Source organism: Pseudorhizobium marinum (assembly GCF_000705355.1).
Lineage (GTDB): Bacteria > Pseudomonadota > Alphaproteobacteria > Rhizobiales > Rhizobiaceae > Neorhizobium > Neorhizobium pelagicum.
The window spans coordinates 100,100-115,600 of record NZ_JMQK01000012.1 but is presented as its reverse complement, the minus strand read 5'-3'; the positions used below and the strand labels follow the sequence as shown (position 1 = coordinate 115,600).

The following is a 15,501-nucleotide window of genomic DNA, read 5'->3' as shown; positions in this document are numbered from 1 at the left end:
TCAGGCGGTCACGCGTTCAATGGCGTCGATCAGCTTGACCGGATCGAACGGCTTGACGATCCAGCCGGTAGCACCAGCCTGGCGAGCACGGTTCTTCTTCTCGGCATCGCTTTCCGTCGTCAGCACGAGGATCGGGATGGCGCGGTACTTTTCGTTGCGGCGCACGCCCTCGATAAAGCCGAAGCCGTCGAGGCGAGGCATGTTGATATCGGTGACGATGACGTCGGGATTGGCACCCTCCAGGATCTCAAGACCCTCGATGCCGTCTTCGGCCTGAATGGTCTCGAAGCCGGCATTGTTGAGGGTCACCAGAAGCATGTTCCGGATGGTCCGTGAATCATCCACGGTCAGTACTTTCTTCTTCATTTGGAAATCTCCTTAGCAACCAGAAGGTCGGTATCGATGCCGATGAGTTGCATTGTCTTTGCGAAAGCGTCGGAGGACTTGTCCACGACGTATGACTTTTTGTCGGCCTGCCAGGCGCGGGCACCGGCGATCAGCACCTGCACGCACTGGACTCCGACACGCTCCACCTCGGAAGCGTCGATCGTCACGTTGCGGCCGCGCATCGACATCAGGGTCCCATGCAGCGCGCTCGCCTCGGTGAGATCGAGGACCGGGGATAATTTCAAGCTGCCGCTCGCAGCCTTCTTCGTGGCCATCAGATCATTCCTTGCCTTTTGTGAAACAGAAGATCGCCGTCGTCCCTTGGATCGAAGACAGCACCGGTTGCGATGAGTTCGATCTTCGGCTTCTGGACCGGCCGCGACAGATCGGAGTGGTAGCGCGTCTGCCGTTCGACCCTGAACTCGCGGACCGTTCGTCCGAGCTCGAGAATCACGGTTTGCAGATCGTCGGCGCGGGTGCCGGCCTGCGCGGCGCGCCCGGCATTGGAAGCCACGTCAGCGCCGAGTGCAGAAACCTCCGCCGTGACATGTCCGAGCGCACCGGCCTGTTCCTCGGCGCTTCTGGCGATGCCGGCAATCGAGTGATCGATCGCGGTCACCTGCCGGACAATACCGCTGATGGCGTCCTGGGTGCGATGAACCATCTGGACGCCGGCACCGACCTGCGTCTTGGTGCCGTTGACCAGCGATTTGATCTCATGAGCCGCGTCCGCGGAGCGCTGCGCCAGGGCGCGCACTTCTTGGGCAACGACGGCAAAGCCGCGGCCGGAATCGCCGGCGCGTGCGGCCTCGATGCCGGCATTCAGCGCCAGGAGATTGGTCTGGAAGGCGATCTCGTCGATCACCCCGATGATTTCGCCGATCTTTTCCGCCGAAGCTTCGATGTCCGACATGGCACTGATGGCGCGGCCGACGATCTCACCGCTTTCCTCGACCGTCTTGCGGGTGGTGGCGGCGGCCTCCTGTGCAGCGCCCGTATCTGCGGCGCAGGTGCGCATCTGGCTGGTGATGGCGGCGAGCTGCGCGGAGGCCTCATGCAGCCGCTGCGAGTGAGCGACGGATGCCTCAGCAAAGGCCTTGGCGTCGGCAGACAGGGCACCGGCGACGGCCTCGGCCTCTTGTCCGTGCTTCTGCACGGTGGCAAGCGAGAGACGGCTCGTTTCGATGGCCTGATTCAGCAGATCCGCGAGTTCCCGGTAGGGCTCCGGAACCTCGTCGGGAAGACAGATGGTGAAGTCCCGCTCGGCCAGCGAACGCACGACGTCGGAGAACAGCTGGACGACTTCCGCATGGTCTTCCGCGCGCTGATCCTCCAGCGCCCGGTGGTGCTTCTGGCGAACCTCGTTGAAGCGCAGCGAAACCGCGATCTCCACATCGACCATGACGAGACGGACAAGCGCGCCGACGAGATCGGTCAGTTCCTGCGCGCGGCGACGGCCTGCCGGAAGCAGCGAACGGCCGGTCTCCTGTGCCAGCACGCCGGCGAGCAGATGCTCCAGCACGACGGCATGGCCCGCGACATGCCAGCGCGGGTCGAGACCCATGCGGCTCTCGCTGTCGGACAGCACCTTGACCCGCTCGGCATAGAGGGCATCGAAACGGGCGTCGGTCAGCACGCTCCAGTGCGAGGTCTGCAGGTCGTGCAGGCGCTCGATCTTGTGCTCGCTGTCGAAATGTCGGGCGGACTCGGGAAAGGACTGGAAGCGGTGGAAGAGGTCGCGCAGACCGTCTTTGCAATGCAGTTCCAGCTGCGGGCGGTGGCGTCGCAGCAGCTCGCAGGTGTCCGCGTCCAGGCCGGCAAATGCCAGTCTCTCCCCCAGGCTGCCTGCCTGAGCTCTCCGCGCCTGTTCTGATGGCGAACTATGCCCCACAATGCGTCCCCAAAAACCGAATTAGACCCCCGCAAGGATCGCAGTACACTGCTCTTCTCACTCGTCCGCCGGGGGGTCGGGAGGATGCCGGTCAACCTGAATAAGGTCGCCGGGCATGGACAACACGGTCACCGCGGTCGTTTTGAAATGTGATCAGGAGCGGATACCGGGTCGAGACCGGTACGGCAGATCGGCTTCATGCCTCTGGGGAACAATGGTTCCACAATTTGCCGTGGTTGCTCATATGTATGGTTAATTCCTTGCCCGAAGGTTAAGAATACTGGCCCTCGCGTGATTTACTTTTTAGAGGGAGCTCATTAGCAACGACCGGCCAGAGGTCACGCCCTCGAGGCGCAACCTTGGGTCGTGAGACTCAGGTCCCGAGCGCCGGACCGGGGAACCTGCGGCTGACAAAGGGCGAGCCCTTCAAACCAAAACGCCATGACAAATCTGCCGCCTTCGTGATGCCGATCCGCGTGCCCACGACAACCTCCGCTGGTCCTGTCGGAAACGTCAGATCAAATGGCGGCTCGACAAGCGGCAATCCGTCCTGCGCCCGCGAGATCGCCAGCGCCTGGCAGACACGTCCCGGTCCGGCACAGAGAAGCCGGAGACCACGGCTGCCCCGCCTTTCCTGCATGTCCTCAAGGCCCCAGCGCGGCTCCAGGGCCCGAATGAGAACGGCGCTGCCGGGACGGCAGACAATATTGAGGCACCAGTGAATGCCATAGGAGCGGTAGACATAGACATGCCCGGCCGGGCCGAACATCGACCGGTTGCGGTCCGTGGGGCCGCGAAAGCTGTGGGACGCCGGATCCTCCCGCTCATAGGCCTCCGTCTCGACGATGATCCCGCCGACGCCGTTAAACGTCAGGGAGGCCCCGATCAGATGCCGCGCCACCTCCACGGCACTCCTGTCGAAGGGACTGTCATCCTGTGCAATCAAGGTCGGCTCCGGGTGCAATGGGGGATGGACGGTGGGGTCGACAACTGGCGCAGTCGTCTACGTCAGACGCAAGATGCCCGCGGCAAAGCCTCGGTCAAGGAGACAGGCGATGAAATAGGTGAGGTCTGTCTGAGGCTGAATGGTGCCCGGAGGCGGATTTGAACCACCGACACGCGGATTTTCAATCCGCTGCTCTACCAACTGAGCTATCCGGGCATCGAGGCTTTTTTGAAGCCTTCCGGTCCAGGACCGGCGGGGGGTGTCTCCCCCGGAAGCGAGCGGGGTTATAACATCTTGCGAGGCCATGTCCAGCACCGTCGACGACTTTTTTGGCCTCCCCGATCGTTTTCCGGAGGGGGTCGAAAATGCCGGCCGAAGCCATCACTCCTCGTCGTCATCCGGCCTGGACTCGTCGTCGGAAACGGGGATGGCGTAGGATCCCGTCAGCCATCGGGAGAGATCGAGCGTGCGGCAGCGATCGGAGCAGAAGGGATAATGGTCGCGGGCGGACGGCTTGCGGCATTCCGGGCACGGCAGTGTCTTGCGAAGCGGCTCCACCTTGCCGCCGGGTTTGATCGGGGACGCCATGCTCAGCCCTCCGGCCATGCCGCCTGCACGTCGAAGCCTTCGCCCGACAGCAGTGACAGGGTCTCGTAGAGCGGCAGGCCGACCACATTGGTGTAGGAGCCGACGAGCTTCTGGACAAAGCTGCCGGCAATGCCCTGAATGGCGTAGGCGCCCGCCTTGCCGCGCCACTGGCCCGACGCGATGTAGTTTTCGATTTCGGTCGCCGACAGGCGCTTGAAGCGGACCTTGGTCAGGACGACCTTCTGGCGGAACTGGCCGCCCGGGGTCACCAGGCAGATGCCGGTATAGACCGAATGACCGCGGCCTGACAGCAGATGGAGCGCGGCCGAGGCCTCCTCCGTGTATTCCGTCTTTTCCAGGATCCGGCGGCCGACGGCCACAACCGTGTCGGCGGAGAGAATGTAGCTGTGGCGCCAGGCGAGATCGCCCTTTATGGCCGCGAAGGCCGCCTCGGCCTTTTCGGTCGACAGGCGGCGCGCGAGCGAGCGCGGGTGTTCCGACTTCTTCGGCGCCTCGTCGATATCCATCGGCATCATGCGCGCAGGTTCGATGCCCGCCTGGTTGAGCAGGTCCAGACGCCGCGGCGAGCCGGAGGCGAGGATGAGTTTTTGATCAGACGCCATGATGCTTCAGTCGTTCTGCCGCTTCAGGCGCGTCACTTGAACCGGTAGGTGATGCGGCCCTTGGTGAGATCGTAAGGCGTCATTTCCACCGTCACCTTGTCACCGGCAAGCACCCGGATGCGGTTCTTGCGCATGCGGCCGGCCGTGTGCGCAATGATCTCGTGTTCGTTTTCCAGCTTCACGCGAAATGTTGCGTTCGGCAGGAGTTCTGTCACAATGCCCGGGAATTCAAGGACTTCTTCTTTAGCCATCTATGGATGTTCTTCCTGTCAGTTGGGTGTTCGGCCAGGCGAAAGCGCCTGCCTGCAAATTTGCGCGGAAACTACACAATCGTGTCCTGTTTGTGAACTCGCATAATTCCAATTCGATTCGTGCCTCACAGCGCTGCTGCCGGGGGTTTCCTGAACCCCGAAAACTGCGCCTCTATGCGCCTCCAGAGATAGTCCCTGACTTCGCGATAGGCTGCGAGCCGCTGCTCGCGGGTACCGGTTTCCACAGTGGGATCCATGGTCGGCCAGTAGATCACGTTCACTGGACTTGACCGCGTCAACTCGAGCGCCGAATGGTGAGCTTCCGGCGTCAGCGTGATGATCAGGTCGAAGAAATCATCCTCCAGATCGTCCAGCGTCCGCGGCCTGTGCCTGCCGATCGACAGCCCGACCTCATCGAGGACGGCGTCCACGAAGGGATCGCGTTCCCCGGAGCGGACGCCCGCCGACTGGACATAGATATCGTGTGGCAGCAGCCGTTTGGCAATAGCCTCGGCCATCGGCGAGCGGATCGCGTTCCATCCGCACATGAAAAGGACTGCGCCCGGCTTCTCCGTCATCGTCCAGGAGGCCGGCGCGTCGCCCATCGCCGTCATCCCCGCCAGTAGAGGACGCAGACGAGTGTAAACAGGCGCCGCGCCGTGTCGAAGTCCATGCGCACCTTGCCGTCCAGCCGGTCCATCAGCGTCTGCGAGCCCTCGTTGTGAATGCCTCGCCGGCCCATGTCGATGGACTCGATGCGGCTCGGCGTCGCCGAGCGGATCGCCTCGTAGTAGCTCTCGCAGATCATGAAGTAGTCCTTGATGATCCGGCGGAAGGGCGTGAGCGAGAGGATATGCGCGGCGACATCCTCGCCGGCCTCCGTCGTGATGCTGAAGACCAGCTTGGAATCGACCAGCGACAGCTTCAGATGATAGGGCCCGCCCGGATGGCCGACCGGCTCGAAGGCGTTTTCCTCCACCAGATCGAAGATGGCGACCGCCCGCTCGTGTTCGACGTCCGGCGTCGAACGGCCGATGGATTCGTCAAGGACGACGTCGGAGAGACGGAAATCGCCCTTCGTCATCCTCAGCCCCCGCGGTTCAACCGTATGGCAACGGAACGGGCATGGGCGTCGAGCCCTTCGGAATGGGCAAGCGTGATGGCCGAAGGCGCAAGTGCTGCCAGCTGGTCCGGCCCGAGCCGCAGGATCGAGGTGCGCTTGACATAATCGAGCACCGAAAGGCCGGAAGAGAAGCGCGCCGAGCGGGCGGTGGGCAGGACGTGATTGGAGCCGCCGACATAGTCGCCGATCACCTCCGGCGTGTAGCGGCCGACGAAGATGGCGCCGGCATTGCGGATGCCGGGGATGAAGGCGTCGGGATCGGCGACCGCCAGCTCCAGATGCTCGGCCGCAATGCGGTTGGCCAGCGGCAGCGCCGCCATCAGATCGGCGACGAGCACGATGCCCCCGAAATCGGCCCAGCTGCGGGCGGCCGTCTCGGCGCGCGACAGCGTCTTCAACTGGCGCTCGACCGCCTGCTCGACGGCCTCTCCGAACGCCCGGTCGTCGGTGATCAGGATCGACTGCGCGCCGACGTCATGTTCGGCCTGGGCCAGCAGGTCTGCGGCGATCCAGTCCGGATCATTGTCGCGGTCGGCGATGACGAGGACTTCGGACGGGCCGGCGATCATGTCTATGCCCACCTGGCCGAAGACCTGACGCTTGGCAGCGGCCACATAGGCATTGCCGGGGCCGACGATCTTGGCGACCGGCGCGATCGTCTGCGTCCCATAGGCGAGTGCTGCAACCGCCTGGGCGCCACCGACGCGGTAGATCTCCGAGACCCCGGCGATGCGGGCCGCCGCCAGAACCGTCTGGTTGATCGCGCCGCCGGTTGCCGGCACGACCATGACGATCCGCGGCACGCCGGCAACCTTGGCTGGCAGGGCGTTCATCAGAACCGAGCTCGGATAGCTTGCCGTGCCGCCCGGCACATAAAGGCCGACCGCATCGATCGCCGTCCAGCGCGAGCCGAGGCCGACGCCGAGGGAATCCTCGTAGACATCGTCCTTCGGCATCTGTCGGGCATGATGTTTTTCGATGCGCTCGGCTGCGAACCGCAGGGCGTCGAGAACCGCCGGTTCCGTTGCGGCCACCGCCGCATCGATCTCCTCTTCGGCGACCCTGAGGCCCACGGCGGCAAGATCGACCCGGTCGAAGCGGGCGGAATAATCGATAAGTGCGGCATCCCCACGGGCACGGACGTCGTCGATGATCGCCTTGACGACGGCATTCACATCGTCGGAGACCTCCCGCTTGGTCGACAGGAATGCGGAAAACCGCTCCTCGAAATCACCCGATGCCTGCTCCAGCCAGATCGCCACTCGACAGTCCCCTCAATGCATGCGCCCCAAGGCGCCAGAAAATCAGTCCCCTTTGGGATGCCGCGGCATCCGTTCGGTCTCCCAGGCGCCGCCCGTATCCATCATCTGCACCTCGATGCATTCGACATCGAGGCTGATGGCAGCACCTCCGGCCAGGATCAGCTCGACGGTGCCCTCCGGCCCGTCGCCCTTCTGGTCGAAGCGCATGGCCAGCAGCGAGCACACCGCGTCGGGGTTGCTGCGGTCGACGCCGAGCGTGCAAACCGCCTCCACCCGCTTGAACGAAATGACGGAGCGGCGGCGTTCGAAACCCTTGTTCTTCCGGTCGGCCTTTTCCCAGACGAAGCGGTTGAAGACCACCATGAACTGGCGGCCGCGCGCGTCATAGCTCAGGTCCGCGACGCGGAAGACACTGTCCTGCATATATGCGGAGACGATCGCGAGATCATCCTGGTCGAGAGCAAGAAGCTTGAGGTCCGCCATGGTTTCCATTTCCAGTCGAGACGCCGGTCGGCGTGTGTTCATCCTGCCACGGAGATAGGATGACCCGGCACGATCCGCAACGCCACCGGAACCTTAGTCGCTGACACGTTCCACGTCGGCGCCGCATCGCGTCAGCTTCTCTTCGAGGCGTTCGAATCCACGGTCGAGATGATAGACGCGGTTGACGACGGTTTCGCCCTCGGCGACGAGGCCGGCGATCACCAGCGACACGGAGGCGCGCAGATCGGTCGCCATGACCGGGGCGCCCTTCAGGCGATCGACACCCTCGATGCGGGCCATCTGTCCCGACAGGGTGATGCGGGCGCCGAGCCGCGCCAGTTCCTGCACGTGCATGAAGCGGTTCTCGAAGATCGTCTCGGTGATGTGCGAGACGCCGGAAGAGCGGGTCATCAGCGCCATGAACTGGGCCTGCAGGTCGGTCGGGAAGCCCGGGAAGGGTTCGGTGACGATGTCGACCGGCTGGATGCCGTTGCCGTTTCTGACGACGCGAAGGCCGCTGTCGGTCTGCGTCACCTCGGCGCCCGCCATGCGCAGCGCGTCGAGCGCGGTGTCGAGAAGCGAGGCGTCGGTTCCTTCAAGCGTCACGTCTCCGCCGGTCATGGCGACCGCCATGGCATAGGTGCCGGTCTCGATGCGGTCCGGAAGGACCCGATGGCGCGCACCGGACAGCGAGGTGACGCCCTCGATGGTGATGCTGCTCGTGCCGGCGCCGGAGATCTTGGCGCCCATGGCGTTCAGGCATTTGGCCAGATCGACCACTTCCGGCTCGCGGGCGGCGTTGTCGATCACCGTCGTGCCGTTGGCGAGCGAGGCTGCCATCATCATCACATGGGTGGCGCCGACCGAGACCTTCGGGAAGGTGTAGTGGCCGCCGACGAGGCCGCCCTTCGGGGCCGTGGCATTCACATAGCCGGCGTCGATCTCCATGATCGCGCCGAGTGCCTGCAGCCCTTCGAGAAACAGATCGACGGGCCGCGTGCCGATGGCGCAGCCGCCCGGCAGCGAAACGCGCGCCCTGCCCTCGCGGGCGAGAAGCGGGCCGATGACCCAGAAGCTGGCGCGCATCTTGGAGACGAGATCATAGGGGGCCGTGGTATCGACGATCGTCCGGCAGGTGAAATGGATCGTGCGGGAATAGCTCTCGCCCTGGCTTTCGCGCCGGCCGTTGACGGAGACGTCGACGCCGTGGTTGCCGAGGATGCGCAAGAGCTGCTCCACGTCGGCCAGATGCGGCACGTTTTCGAGCGTCAGCGTATCGCTGGTCAAGAGCGAGGCGATCATCAGCGGCAGGGCGGCGTTCTTCGCCCCGGAGATCGGGATGATGCCGTTCAGCTTGTTGCCACCGCGAATTCTGATGCGATCCATGAGGTCAAGCGGGGTTGAACCCGTCCTTTTGTTGCGAGTGCAGGCGCGAAGCGGCGTGCTTAGCGGAAAAGCCAAGTCGCTTCAAATGATTTGGAACCGAGTGTTCCCATGAACATCCTGTCAGTCCGATTCGTCTTTTTTTGCGGCAGGCAGGCCGAAGGCCTCGTCGGCGGCCCCTGAACGACGCGCCCGCGCCTGTCCCTTGCGGCGCATGAGGTTCTCGCGAAGCTTGGCGGCGGCGCGCGCCTTGCGCTCCTCGGCACGGGCCTCCGCCTGCCGCTTGCCCGCCGCCCTGCGCTCTTCCGCCGCTATTTCCGCATCGTCCTTGGTCATGGCTCCCGCTTAGCCGAAAAGCAGCCGGGAAAAAAGAGCGCCACTTGCGGCCGGGAGACGACGGAACTTGAAATTGCGCCTTGCGCTCATTGTGAACCTATGGCAATAGGCCCCTCGCCCACGGACGACCAAACCGAAACGGGCCTAAGCTGCTATAGCTCAGGGGTAGAGCACTCCCTTGGTAAGGGAGAGGCCGAGAGTTCAAATCTCTCTAGCAGCACCATTCTTTCCCCGATTCAATCACCGCTTCGATTCGTCGGACTGCCATGCATGGCAGCCTCTGCCTAATCACTCCCCCTCACCCCACATAATCGCTCTCGTGCCGCGACAACACCTGCCCGTACCCCTTCGCTCCGACGATCTCGCCATCGTCCATCACCACCGTGCCGCGGGCGATCGTCATCACCGGCCAGCCGGTGACCTCAAAACCTTCCCAGGGGGTGTAGTCGGAGCCGTGGTGGAGGATGTCCTGGCGGATGGTCTCCTTGCGGTTGGGGTCCCAGAGCGCGATGTCGGCATCAAAGCCGATGCCGATCGAGCCCTTGCGGGGGTAGAGCCCGTACATCTTGGCGTGATTGGTGGATGACAGTTCGACGAACTTCTGCGGCGTGATGCGGCCCTTGGAGACGCCTTCGGAAAAGAGGATCGGCAGCCGCGTCTCGACGCCCGGAATGCCGTTCGGCACCCAGCGGAAGGAGGTCCTGCCCTTCTCGTTGAGCTTGCCGTCGGTCGCATCATAGCGGAAGGGGCAATGGTCTGAGGAAAAGGTCTGGAACACGCCCTGGGTGATGCCTTCCCAGATGGCCGCCTGGCTTGCCGTATCGCGCGGCGGCGGCGAGCAGACGTATTTGGCACCCTCCATGTTGAGACCCTTCAGGTCCTCGGCGGTCAGCGTGATGTACTGCGGGCAGGTCTCGCCGAACACCTTCAGGCCGCGCTGCTGCGCCCAGCGGATCTGCTCCATGGCCTCGCGGCCGGACACATGCACGACCATCATCGGCACGTCGATCAGCTCAGCATGGCTGATGGCGCGATGGGTCGCTTCCCGCTCGATGACCTCGGGACGGGACACGGCGTGGTAATAGGGTTCCGTCTTGCCGGCCCGCTCCAGCCGTTCGGTCATGAACTTGATGGTGTCGTAGCCCTCGCAATGGACCATCACCAGCGCCCGCTCGTTGCGCGCCACCTCGAAGACCTCCAGCAATTGCCGGTCGTTCAGCACCAGGTCGTCATAGGTCATGAAGACCTTGAAAGAGGTATAGCCGTCCTTCACCAGCGCCGGCAGCTCCTGACCTAGGACGGCGGGCGTCGGGTCGGAAATGATGAGGTGGAAGGAGGTGTCGATATGGCACTCGCCTTCCGCCGTGCGCCGGTAGTCCTCGACGGACTGGCGCAGCGAGGTGCCCCGCTGCTGCAGCGCAAAGGGCATGATGCAGGTATTGCCGCCGGCGGCGGCCGATGCGGTCGCGGAGGCAAAATCGTCGGCCAGCGTGATGCCCGGTCCCTGCGGCTGGGCGACATGGACGTGGCTGTCGATGCCGCCCGGCATGACATAGAGGCCGGTCGCATCGATCTCGCGGGTGGCGGCCCCGACCCGGTCGGCGATCACGGCGATCTTATCGCCGGAAATGCCGATGTCCGCCTTGTAGATGTCGGTGGCGGTCACGATCGTGCCGCCGCGAATGGCGAGATCCAGGGTCATGGGCGGGGGTCCTTTGTGCTGGCGATTGAAGATGGGGCCTTGAGCCGGATCAGGGCGTCAGCCCTGCGCAGCGCGCCGTATTGCGGATGTGATTTTCCATCTCGTGGCGGGCGGCGGGGCCGTCGTTGGCCCTGAGCGCAGTGATGATGCGGCGGTGTTCGGCAATCGACTGGCCCATGCGCTCCGGGTCGGTGATCGGGATCGGCTGGCGCTGCGTCTCCGTCACCTGGTCCCGCACCGTCTGATAGAGCGCCTTCAGCATAGCGTTCGAGCAGGCCGAGACGATGGTGCCGTGGAACAGCAGGTCGGCTTCGACATTGCTGACGAGGTCCTGTTTCGCCCAGGCCTCCTCCATCGTTCTTGTCGCCGTCTCCATGGCATCCAGCTGCAGCTGGGTCAGCCGGCCGGCCGAGAGCCGCGCGATTTCCCCTTCCAGCAGGATCCGGGTCTGGAACACGTCGAAGGCGGGGTAGCTGTCGGAGTAGCGCCAGGGCGCCATGTGGCCGCTCTCGCTCCGGCTTCCCGCCGCCGCGACGTAGGTGCCCCGTCCGGCTTCCGTCTTGAGAAGCCCCAGTGTCTCGAGCGTCAGCAGCGCTTCGCGCAGCGAGGCCCGGCTGATTCCGAACTTCTGGGAGAACTCCCGCTGCGACGGGATCTTCTCGCCGGCCTTTAGGGCGCCGGTCTGGATCATCGTCTGGATCTCCCGCGCCACCGATTGTGGAAGGAGCGTTTTGTTCAACATAGCATTCCGCCTCAGATGCCCCCGTCGGGCGACGTACCCTATTTTTTCAAATGCCATCTTGCAAAGCAGAAACCGGCATGATTGTCTGGCCTTACTGGTCTGACCAGTCGGACCAAATGTAGAGTGAGTTACGTTCAAAAAACAAGGGGAACCTCATGACACGTGCATCCACCCTCAAGACAGCCTTCATCGCAGGCCTCGTCGGCCTGCTGGGAACCACCACCCTCCAGGCCGCCGACCTGACCGTCGGCGCCAACATCGGCAACGTGCCCTGGGAATTCCAGGACGCCAGCGGCAAGATCACCGGCTTCGAGGTTGAACTCGTCAACGAGATCGCCGAGCGTCTCGGCAAGACCGCCGAATTCGTCAACACGCCGTTCAACGGCCTGTTTTCCGCCGTCCAGTCGGGCCGCATCAACATGGCGATCTCCTCGATCACCATCACCGAGAAGCGCCTGGAATCGGTCTCCTTCGCGCAGCCCTACTACGACAGTGACCAGTCGCTGACGGTCACCGCAAGCTCCGGCATCACCGGCCTTTCCGGCATGAACGGCAAGGTCGTCGGCGTCGACACCGGCTCCACCGGCGACATGTGGGCGGAAGCGCATACCGCCGAGCACAGCTTCGGCGAGATCCGCCGCTACGAAGGCCTGCAGCCCGCCATGCTCGATCTCGTTGCCGGTCGTGTCGACGGGTACATCTCCGATATCCCGGCGCTCCTCTACTACGTCAAGGACAAGCCGGAGCTGAAGGTGGTCGAGCGCATCCCGACCGGCGAGAAGTATTCGATCATGTTCAACAAGGGCGATCCGCTGGCCGAAGAGGTCAATGCCGTGATCACGACGCTGAAGGAAGAAGGCTTCATCGCAGAGCTGCATGAGACCTGGTTCGGCGCCAAGGCCGAGGATACGACCTCGACCGTCACCGTTCTCGACATGCCGAAGGGCAAGTAAGGCTTGAACTGCATCCGGCGGGGCAAGCATGCTCCGCCGGGCTGCCAAGGGAGCCTCAAACGGCATGAACCTGATCAATACATTCTTCAACGTGCCGGTGCTCGTCGACAGCCTGCCGCAGCTTCTCTGGGGGCTGGTGGTGACGCTGCAGATCGGTGTGACCAGCATTCTCGTCGGCCTTGCCGGCGGGCTGTTTCTCGCCGTCAGCCGGCTCTATGCGCCCGCCGTCGCAAGGCTGCTGATCCGCGGCTATGTCGACATCTTCCGCTCGATCCCGCTGCTGGTGCTGCTGATCGTCGTCTATTATGCGCTGCCCTTCGTCGGCATCCGCCTGTCGCCCTTCATGTCGGCGGTGACCGCGCTGTCGCTCGTCTCGGCCGCCTATACGGCAGAGATCTTTCGCGCCGGGATCGAGGCCATTCCGCACGGGCAGTTCGAGGCGTCTGCGGCGCTCGGCCTCTCCAACAGGCACACGATGATCGACGTGATCCTGCCGCAGGCGATCCGCATCGTCATTCCCCCGCTCACCAACAACTGCATCAACGTGATGAAGGATACGGCCCTTGCCTCCGTGGTCGCCATGCCGGACCTCTTGAAGCAGGCGACGCAGGCGCAGGCGCTTTCCGCCAATCCGACGCCGCTGATCGGCGCGGCGCTGATCTACATCGCGCTGCTCTGGCCGATGGTCGCCGTCGTCGCCCGCCTCGAAAAGCACTTCAGCCGGGGGAGCCGCTGATGGAGACCGCCGCAAATCCGTTCATCACGGTCCGCGGGCTGACGAAGGCCTATGGCAATTTCACCGTCCTGCACGGGATCGACCTCGACATTACCGAAGGCGAGGTCGTCTGCGTCATCGGGCCGTCCGGCTCGGGCAAATCGACGCTGATCCGCTGCATCAACCATCTCGAAGCCTTTGCCGAGGAGAGCCGGATCACCGTCGACGGCACCCGCGTGCAACCGGGGCCGGCGCTGGCGAAGGTCCGGGCCGAAGTCGGCATGGTCTTCCAGTCCTTCAATCTCTTCCCGCACATGAGCGTGCTGAAGAACGTCATGCTGGCGCCCATGCGGGTGCGCAAGACCACCGTTGCGGATGCTGAGCGCAAGGCGCGCGAGCTGCTCGCCCGCGTCGGCATCTCCGAACAGGCGGAGAAATTTCCCGGACAGCTTTCCGGAGGCCAGCAGCAGCGCGTGGCGATTGCCCGCGCGCTGGCGATGGAGCCGCGGGTGCTGCTCTTCGACGAGCCGACATCGGCGCTCGATCCGGAGATGGTCGGTGAGGTTCTCGACGTCATGCGCAAGCTTGCCGGGACCGGCGTCACCATGGTGATCGTCACCCACGAGATGGGCTTTGCCCGCCAGGTCGCCGACCGGGTGATCTTCATGGACGGCGGACGTCTGGTGGAAATCGGGACGCCGGCGGAGATCTTCGACACCCCCAGGGAAGAACGGACGCGCGGCTTCCTGCGCGCCGTCCTCAATCATTGAACAAGAAAAACACACCGGAGGACACAAGGATGGCCACCAATTCGCCGCTCAACCTCGACTTCGTCCGCAGCCAGTTTCCCGGCCTTAACCGCGGCTGGACCCTCTTCGACAATGCTGGCGGATCGCAGATCCTCCAGGGTGCGCTCGACCGCATCAACACCTTCCTGATCGAGAAGAACGTCCAGATCGGCGGCTCCTACGAGGTCTCCCAGGCGGCTGCCAGCGCGCTATACGAAGCCCGCACCGCCGCGATGCACCTGGTCAACGCCCGCCGCCCGGAAGAGATCGTCTTCGGCAATTCGACGACGGCGCTGCTGCAGAACCTGGCGCGCGCCATGCACAGCCAGCTCTCACCCGGCGACGAGATCATCGTCACGGTGGCCGACCATGAATCCAACATCGGTCCCTGGGACCGGTTGCAGGAGCGCGGCGTGGTTCTCAAAGTCTGGCCGCTCAACAAGGAGAGCATGGCACTCCAGCTTTCCGACCTGGCGCCGCTGATGAGCGAGCGCACGAAGCTCGTCTGCGTCACCCATTGCTCCAACCTGCTCGGCTCGATCAATCCGATCCGCGAGATCGCCGACTTCGTCCATGAACGCGGCGCCAGGATCTGCGTCGATGCGGTCGCCTATGCCCCGCACCGGGCCGTCGACGTCCAGGCCTTCGACGTCGATTACTACGTCTTCAGCCTCTACAAGACCTATGGGCCTCATTACGCGCTGATGTACGGCAAGCACGACCTGCTGCTCGAGCTCGACCCCCTCTACCACTACTTCTACGGCAAGGACAAAGTGCCGGGCAAGCTGGAGCCGGGCAACCCCAACTACGAGCTTGCCTATTCGACCTGCGGCATCGTCGACTATCTGGTGGCGCTGGGCGAACAGGCCGGCGAAGGGGGCACAATCCGCCAGAAGATCGAGGCAGCGTATGGCGCCATCACCGCCCAGGAGAATGCCCTGGCCGACCGCCTCCTCGGCTATCTGCGGTCGCGCAACGACTGCCAGATCGTCGGCCAGGCGCAGAACCGCGAGAGCAGCCGCGTTCCGACCATCGCCTTCCGCTTCGACGGTCGCGAGGCCGGAGACATCTGCAGGGCGATGGACGAGGAGAAGATCGCCATCCGCTTCGGTGACTTCCATTCGCGGCGACTGGCCGAATATCTCGGCCTCACCGACCACGGCGGCATGCTGCGGGTCTCGATGGTGCACTACAATACGGTCGAAGAGGTCGACCGCATGACGGCAGCACTCGACAGGATCCTGGCGACGGAGGCGGGTCTGGCGAAGGCAAGCTGACGGCAAACAGGGGTGCAGCGCGCCACCGGCGGAATACGGGCTCATGGTGTG

19 protein-coding genes and 2 tRNA genes are annotated in these 15,501 nt (G+C 64.0%); 5 read left to right on the top strand and 16 right to left on the bottom strand.

Going from position 1 to position 15,501, the window contains the following annotated elements:
• From cheY1 to EO99_RS0115555, 14 genes are all read right to left on the bottom strand, one after another.
• Positions 1-366, bottom strand: a complete 366-nt coding sequence (gene cheY1, locus EO99_RS0115620) for a chemotaxis response regulator CheY1 (RefSeq protein WP_029619561.1) — start codon at positions 364-366, stop codon at positions 1-3.
• On the bottom strand, positions 363-662 hold the full coding sequence (locus EO99_RS0115615; protein WP_029619560.1) for an STAS domain-containing protein: 300 nt from the start codon (positions 660-662) through the stop codon (positions 363-365). The genes cheY1 and EO99_RS0115615 overlap by 4 nt, the downstream gene beginning before the upstream one ends.
• Positions 662-2,278 carry a globin-coupled sensor protein gene (locus EO99_RS0115610; protein ID WP_077067090.1) on the bottom strand — a complete coding sequence of 539 codons (1,617 nt, stop codon included), beginning with the start codon at positions 2,276-2,278 and terminating at the stop codon, positions 662-664. The genes EO99_RS0115615 and EO99_RS0115610 overlap by 1 nt, the downstream gene beginning before the upstream one ends.
• 373 nt (positions 2,279-2,651) lie before the next feature.
• Positions 2,652-3,221 (bottom strand): DNA-3-methyladenine glycosylase, encoded by a 570-nt coding sequence (locus EO99_RS0115605; RefSeq protein ID WP_077067092.1) that lies wholly within the window; start codon positions 3,219-3,221, stop codon positions 2,652-2,654.
• A gap of 143 nt (positions 3,222-3,364) precedes the next feature.
• Positions 3,365-3,440: transfer RNA gene (locus EO99_RS0115600), tRNA-Phe, on the bottom strand.
• Positions 3,441-3,605: 165 nt separating this feature from the next.
• Positions 3,606-3,812, bottom strand: coding sequence for a DNA gyrase inhibitor YacG (yacG, locus tag EO99_RS0115595; protein WP_029619557.1), 207 nt, complete (start codon positions 3,810-3,812; stop codon positions 3,606-3,608).
• A gap of 2 nt (positions 3,813-3,814) precedes the next feature.
• Positions 3,815-4,435, bottom strand: coding sequence for a Maf-like protein (locus tag EO99_RS0115590; RefSeq protein ID WP_029619556.1), 621 nt, complete (start codon positions 4,433-4,435; stop codon positions 3,815-3,817).
• 32 nt (positions 4,436-4,467) lie between these two features.
• Entirely contained in the window at positions 4,468-4,686 is a 219-nt protein-coding gene (infA, locus tag EO99_RS0115585; RefSeq protein WP_029619555.1) for a translation initiation factor IF-1, read from the bottom strand.
• 125 nt (positions 4,687-4,811) lie between these two features.
• Positions 4,812-5,300, bottom strand: a complete 489-nt coding sequence (locus EO99_RS0115580; RefSeq protein WP_404820871.1) for an arsenate-mycothiol transferase ArsC — start codon at positions 5,298-5,300, stop codon at positions 4,812-4,814.
• Entirely contained in the window at positions 5,297-5,770 is a 474-nt protein-coding gene (locus tag EO99_RS0115575) for a UPF0262 family protein (RefSeq protein ID WP_029619553.1), read from the bottom strand. Before EO99_RS0115575 ends, EO99_RS0115580 begins: the two co-directional genes overlap by 4 nt.
• Before the next feature lie 2 nt (positions 5,771-5,772).
• Positions 5,773-7,071 carry a histidinol dehydrogenase gene (hisD, locus tag EO99_RS0115570; protein WP_029619552.1) on the bottom strand — a complete coding sequence of 433 codons (1,299 nt, stop codon included), beginning with the start codon at positions 7,069-7,071 and terminating at the stop codon, positions 5,773-5,775.
• Positions 7,072-7,113: 42 nt separating this feature from the next.
• On the bottom strand, positions 7,114-7,554 hold the full coding sequence (locus EO99_RS0115565) for a DUF2948 family protein (protein WP_029619551.1): 441 nt from the start codon (positions 7,552-7,554) through the stop codon (positions 7,114-7,116).
• 93 nt (positions 7,555-7,647) lie between these two features.
• Positions 7,648-8,940 carry a UDP-N-acetylglucosamine 1-carboxyvinyltransferase gene (gene murA / locus EO99_RS0115560; protein WP_029619550.1) on the bottom strand — a complete coding sequence of 431 codons (1,293 nt, stop codon included), beginning with the start codon at positions 8,938-8,940 and terminating at the stop codon, positions 7,648-7,650.
• 120 nt (positions 8,941-9,060) lie between these two features.
• The gene (locus EO99_RS0115555) at positions 9,061-9,273 is read right to left on the bottom strand and encodes a hypothetical protein (protein WP_037112121.1); all 213 of its coding nucleotides are present in this window, start codon (positions 9,271-9,273) and stop codon (positions 9,061-9,063) included.
• A gap of 148 nt (positions 9,274-9,421) precedes the next feature.
• Between EO99_RS0115555 and EO99_RS0115550 the strand changes: the two genes are divergently transcribed.
• A tRNA-Thr gene (locus EO99_RS0115550) sits at positions 9,422-9,496 on the top strand.
• A gap of 75 nt (positions 9,497-9,571) precedes the next feature.
• On the opposite strand, the gene hydA is transcribed toward EO99_RS0115550, so the two are convergent.
• Both hydA and EO99_RS0115540 read right to left on the bottom strand, forming a co-directional pair.
• Complete coding sequence (hydA, locus tag EO99_RS0115545) at positions 9,572-10,975, bottom strand: dihydropyrimidinase (protein WP_029619548.1); 1,404 nt, start codon at positions 10,973-10,975, stop codon at positions 9,572-9,574.
• A gap of 49 nt (positions 10,976-11,024) precedes the next feature.
• Positions 11,025-11,717 carry a FadR/GntR family transcriptional regulator gene (locus tag EO99_RS0115540; protein ID WP_029619547.1) on the bottom strand — a complete coding sequence of 231 codons (693 nt, stop codon included), beginning with the start codon at positions 11,715-11,717 and terminating at the stop codon, positions 11,025-11,027.
• Positions 11,718-11,872: 155 nt separating this feature from the next.
• Between EO99_RS0115540 and EO99_RS0115535 the strand changes: the two genes are divergently transcribed.
• The 4 genes from EO99_RS0115535 to EO99_RS0115520 all read left to right on the top strand — a co-directional run bounded on the left by EO99_RS0115535 (position 11,873) and on the right by EO99_RS0115520 (position 15,450).
• Positions 11,873-12,670, top strand: coding sequence for an ABC transporter substrate-binding protein (locus EO99_RS0115535; protein WP_029619546.1), 798 nt, complete (start codon positions 11,873-11,875; stop codon positions 12,668-12,670).
• A gap of 64 nt (positions 12,671-12,734) precedes the next feature.
• Positions 12,735-13,406, top strand: coding sequence for an amino acid ABC transporter permease (locus EO99_RS0115530; protein ID WP_029619545.1), 672 nt, complete (start codon positions 12,735-12,737; stop codon positions 13,404-13,406).
• A complete protein-coding gene (locus EO99_RS0115525; protein WP_029619544.1) occupies positions 13,406-14,155 on the top strand; it encodes an amino acid ABC transporter ATP-binding protein in 750 nt (249 codons plus the stop codon). The genes EO99_RS0115530 and EO99_RS0115525 overlap by 1 nt, the downstream gene beginning before the upstream one ends.
• Before the next feature lie 29 nt (positions 14,156-14,184).
• Positions 14,185-15,450, top strand: coding sequence for a cysteine desulfurase-like protein (locus tag EO99_RS0115520; RefSeq protein WP_029619543.1), 1,266 nt, complete (start codon positions 14,185-14,187; stop codon positions 15,448-15,450).
• Positions 15,451-15,501: the final 51 nt, after the last annotated feature.

Bases quoted from the DNA above. Each gene is read 5' to 3' on its own strand.
- EO99_RS0115565 (WP_029619551.1), bottom strand. From the start codon at position 7,554: ATGGCGGACCTCAAGCTTCTTGCTCTCGACCAGGATGATCTCGCGATC.
- EO99_RS0115580 (WP_404820871.1), bottom strand. From the start codon at position 5,300: ATGACGGCGATGGGCGACGCGCCGGCCTCCTGGACGATGACGGAGAAG.
- EO99_RS0115540 (WP_029619547.1), bottom strand. From the start codon at position 11,717: ATGTTGAACAAAACGCTCCTTCCACAATCGGTGGCGCGGGAGATCCAG.
- EO99_RS0115575 (WP_029619553.1), bottom strand. From the start codon at position 5,770: ATGACGAAGGGCGATTTCCGTCTCTCCGACGTCGTCCTTGACGAATCC.
- EO99_RS0115535 (WP_029619546.1), top strand. From the start codon at position 11,873: ATGACACGTGCATCCACCCTCAAGACAGCCTTCATCGCAGGCCTCGTC.
- infA (WP_029619555.1), bottom strand. From the start codon at position 4,686: ATGGCTAAAGAAGAAGTCCTTGAATTCCCGGGCATTGTGACAGAACTC.
- EO99_RS0115590 (WP_029619556.1), bottom strand. From the start codon at position 4,435: ATGGCGTCTGATCAAAAACTCATCCTCGCCTCCGGCTCGCCGCGGCGT.
- cheY1 (WP_029619561.1), bottom strand. From the start codon at position 366: ATGAAGAAGAAAGTACTGACCGTGGATGATTCACGGACCATCCGGAAC.
- EO99_RS0115555 (WP_037112121.1), bottom strand. From the start codon at position 9,273: ATGACCAAGGACGATGCGGAAATAGCGGCGGAAGAGCGCAGGGCGGCG.
- yacG (WP_029619557.1), bottom strand. From the start codon at position 3,812: ATGGCGTCCCCGATCAAACCCGGCGGCAAGGTGGAGCCGCTTCGCAAG.
- EO99_RS0115520 (WP_029619543.1), top strand. From the start codon at position 14,185: ATGGCCACCAATTCGCCGCTCAACCTCGACTTCGTCCGCAGCCAGTTT.
- murA (WP_029619550.1), bottom strand. From the start codon at position 8,940: ATGGATCGCATCAGAATTCGCGGTGGCAACAAGCTGAACGGCATCATC.
- hydA (WP_029619548.1), bottom strand. From the start codon at position 10,975: ATGACCCTGGATCTCGCCATTCGCGGCGGCACGATCGTGACCGCCACC.
- EO99_RS0115615 (WP_029619560.1), bottom strand. From the start codon at position 662: ATGGCCACGAAGAAGGCTGCGAGCGGCAGCTTGAAATTATCCCCGGTC.
- EO99_RS0115530 (WP_029619545.1), top strand. From the start codon at position 12,735: ATGAACCTGATCAATACATTCTTCAACGTGCCGGTGCTCGTCGACAGC.
- EO99_RS0115525 (WP_029619544.1), top strand. From the start codon at position 13,406: ATGGAGACCGCCGCAAATCCGTTCATCACGGTCCGCGGGCTGACGAAG.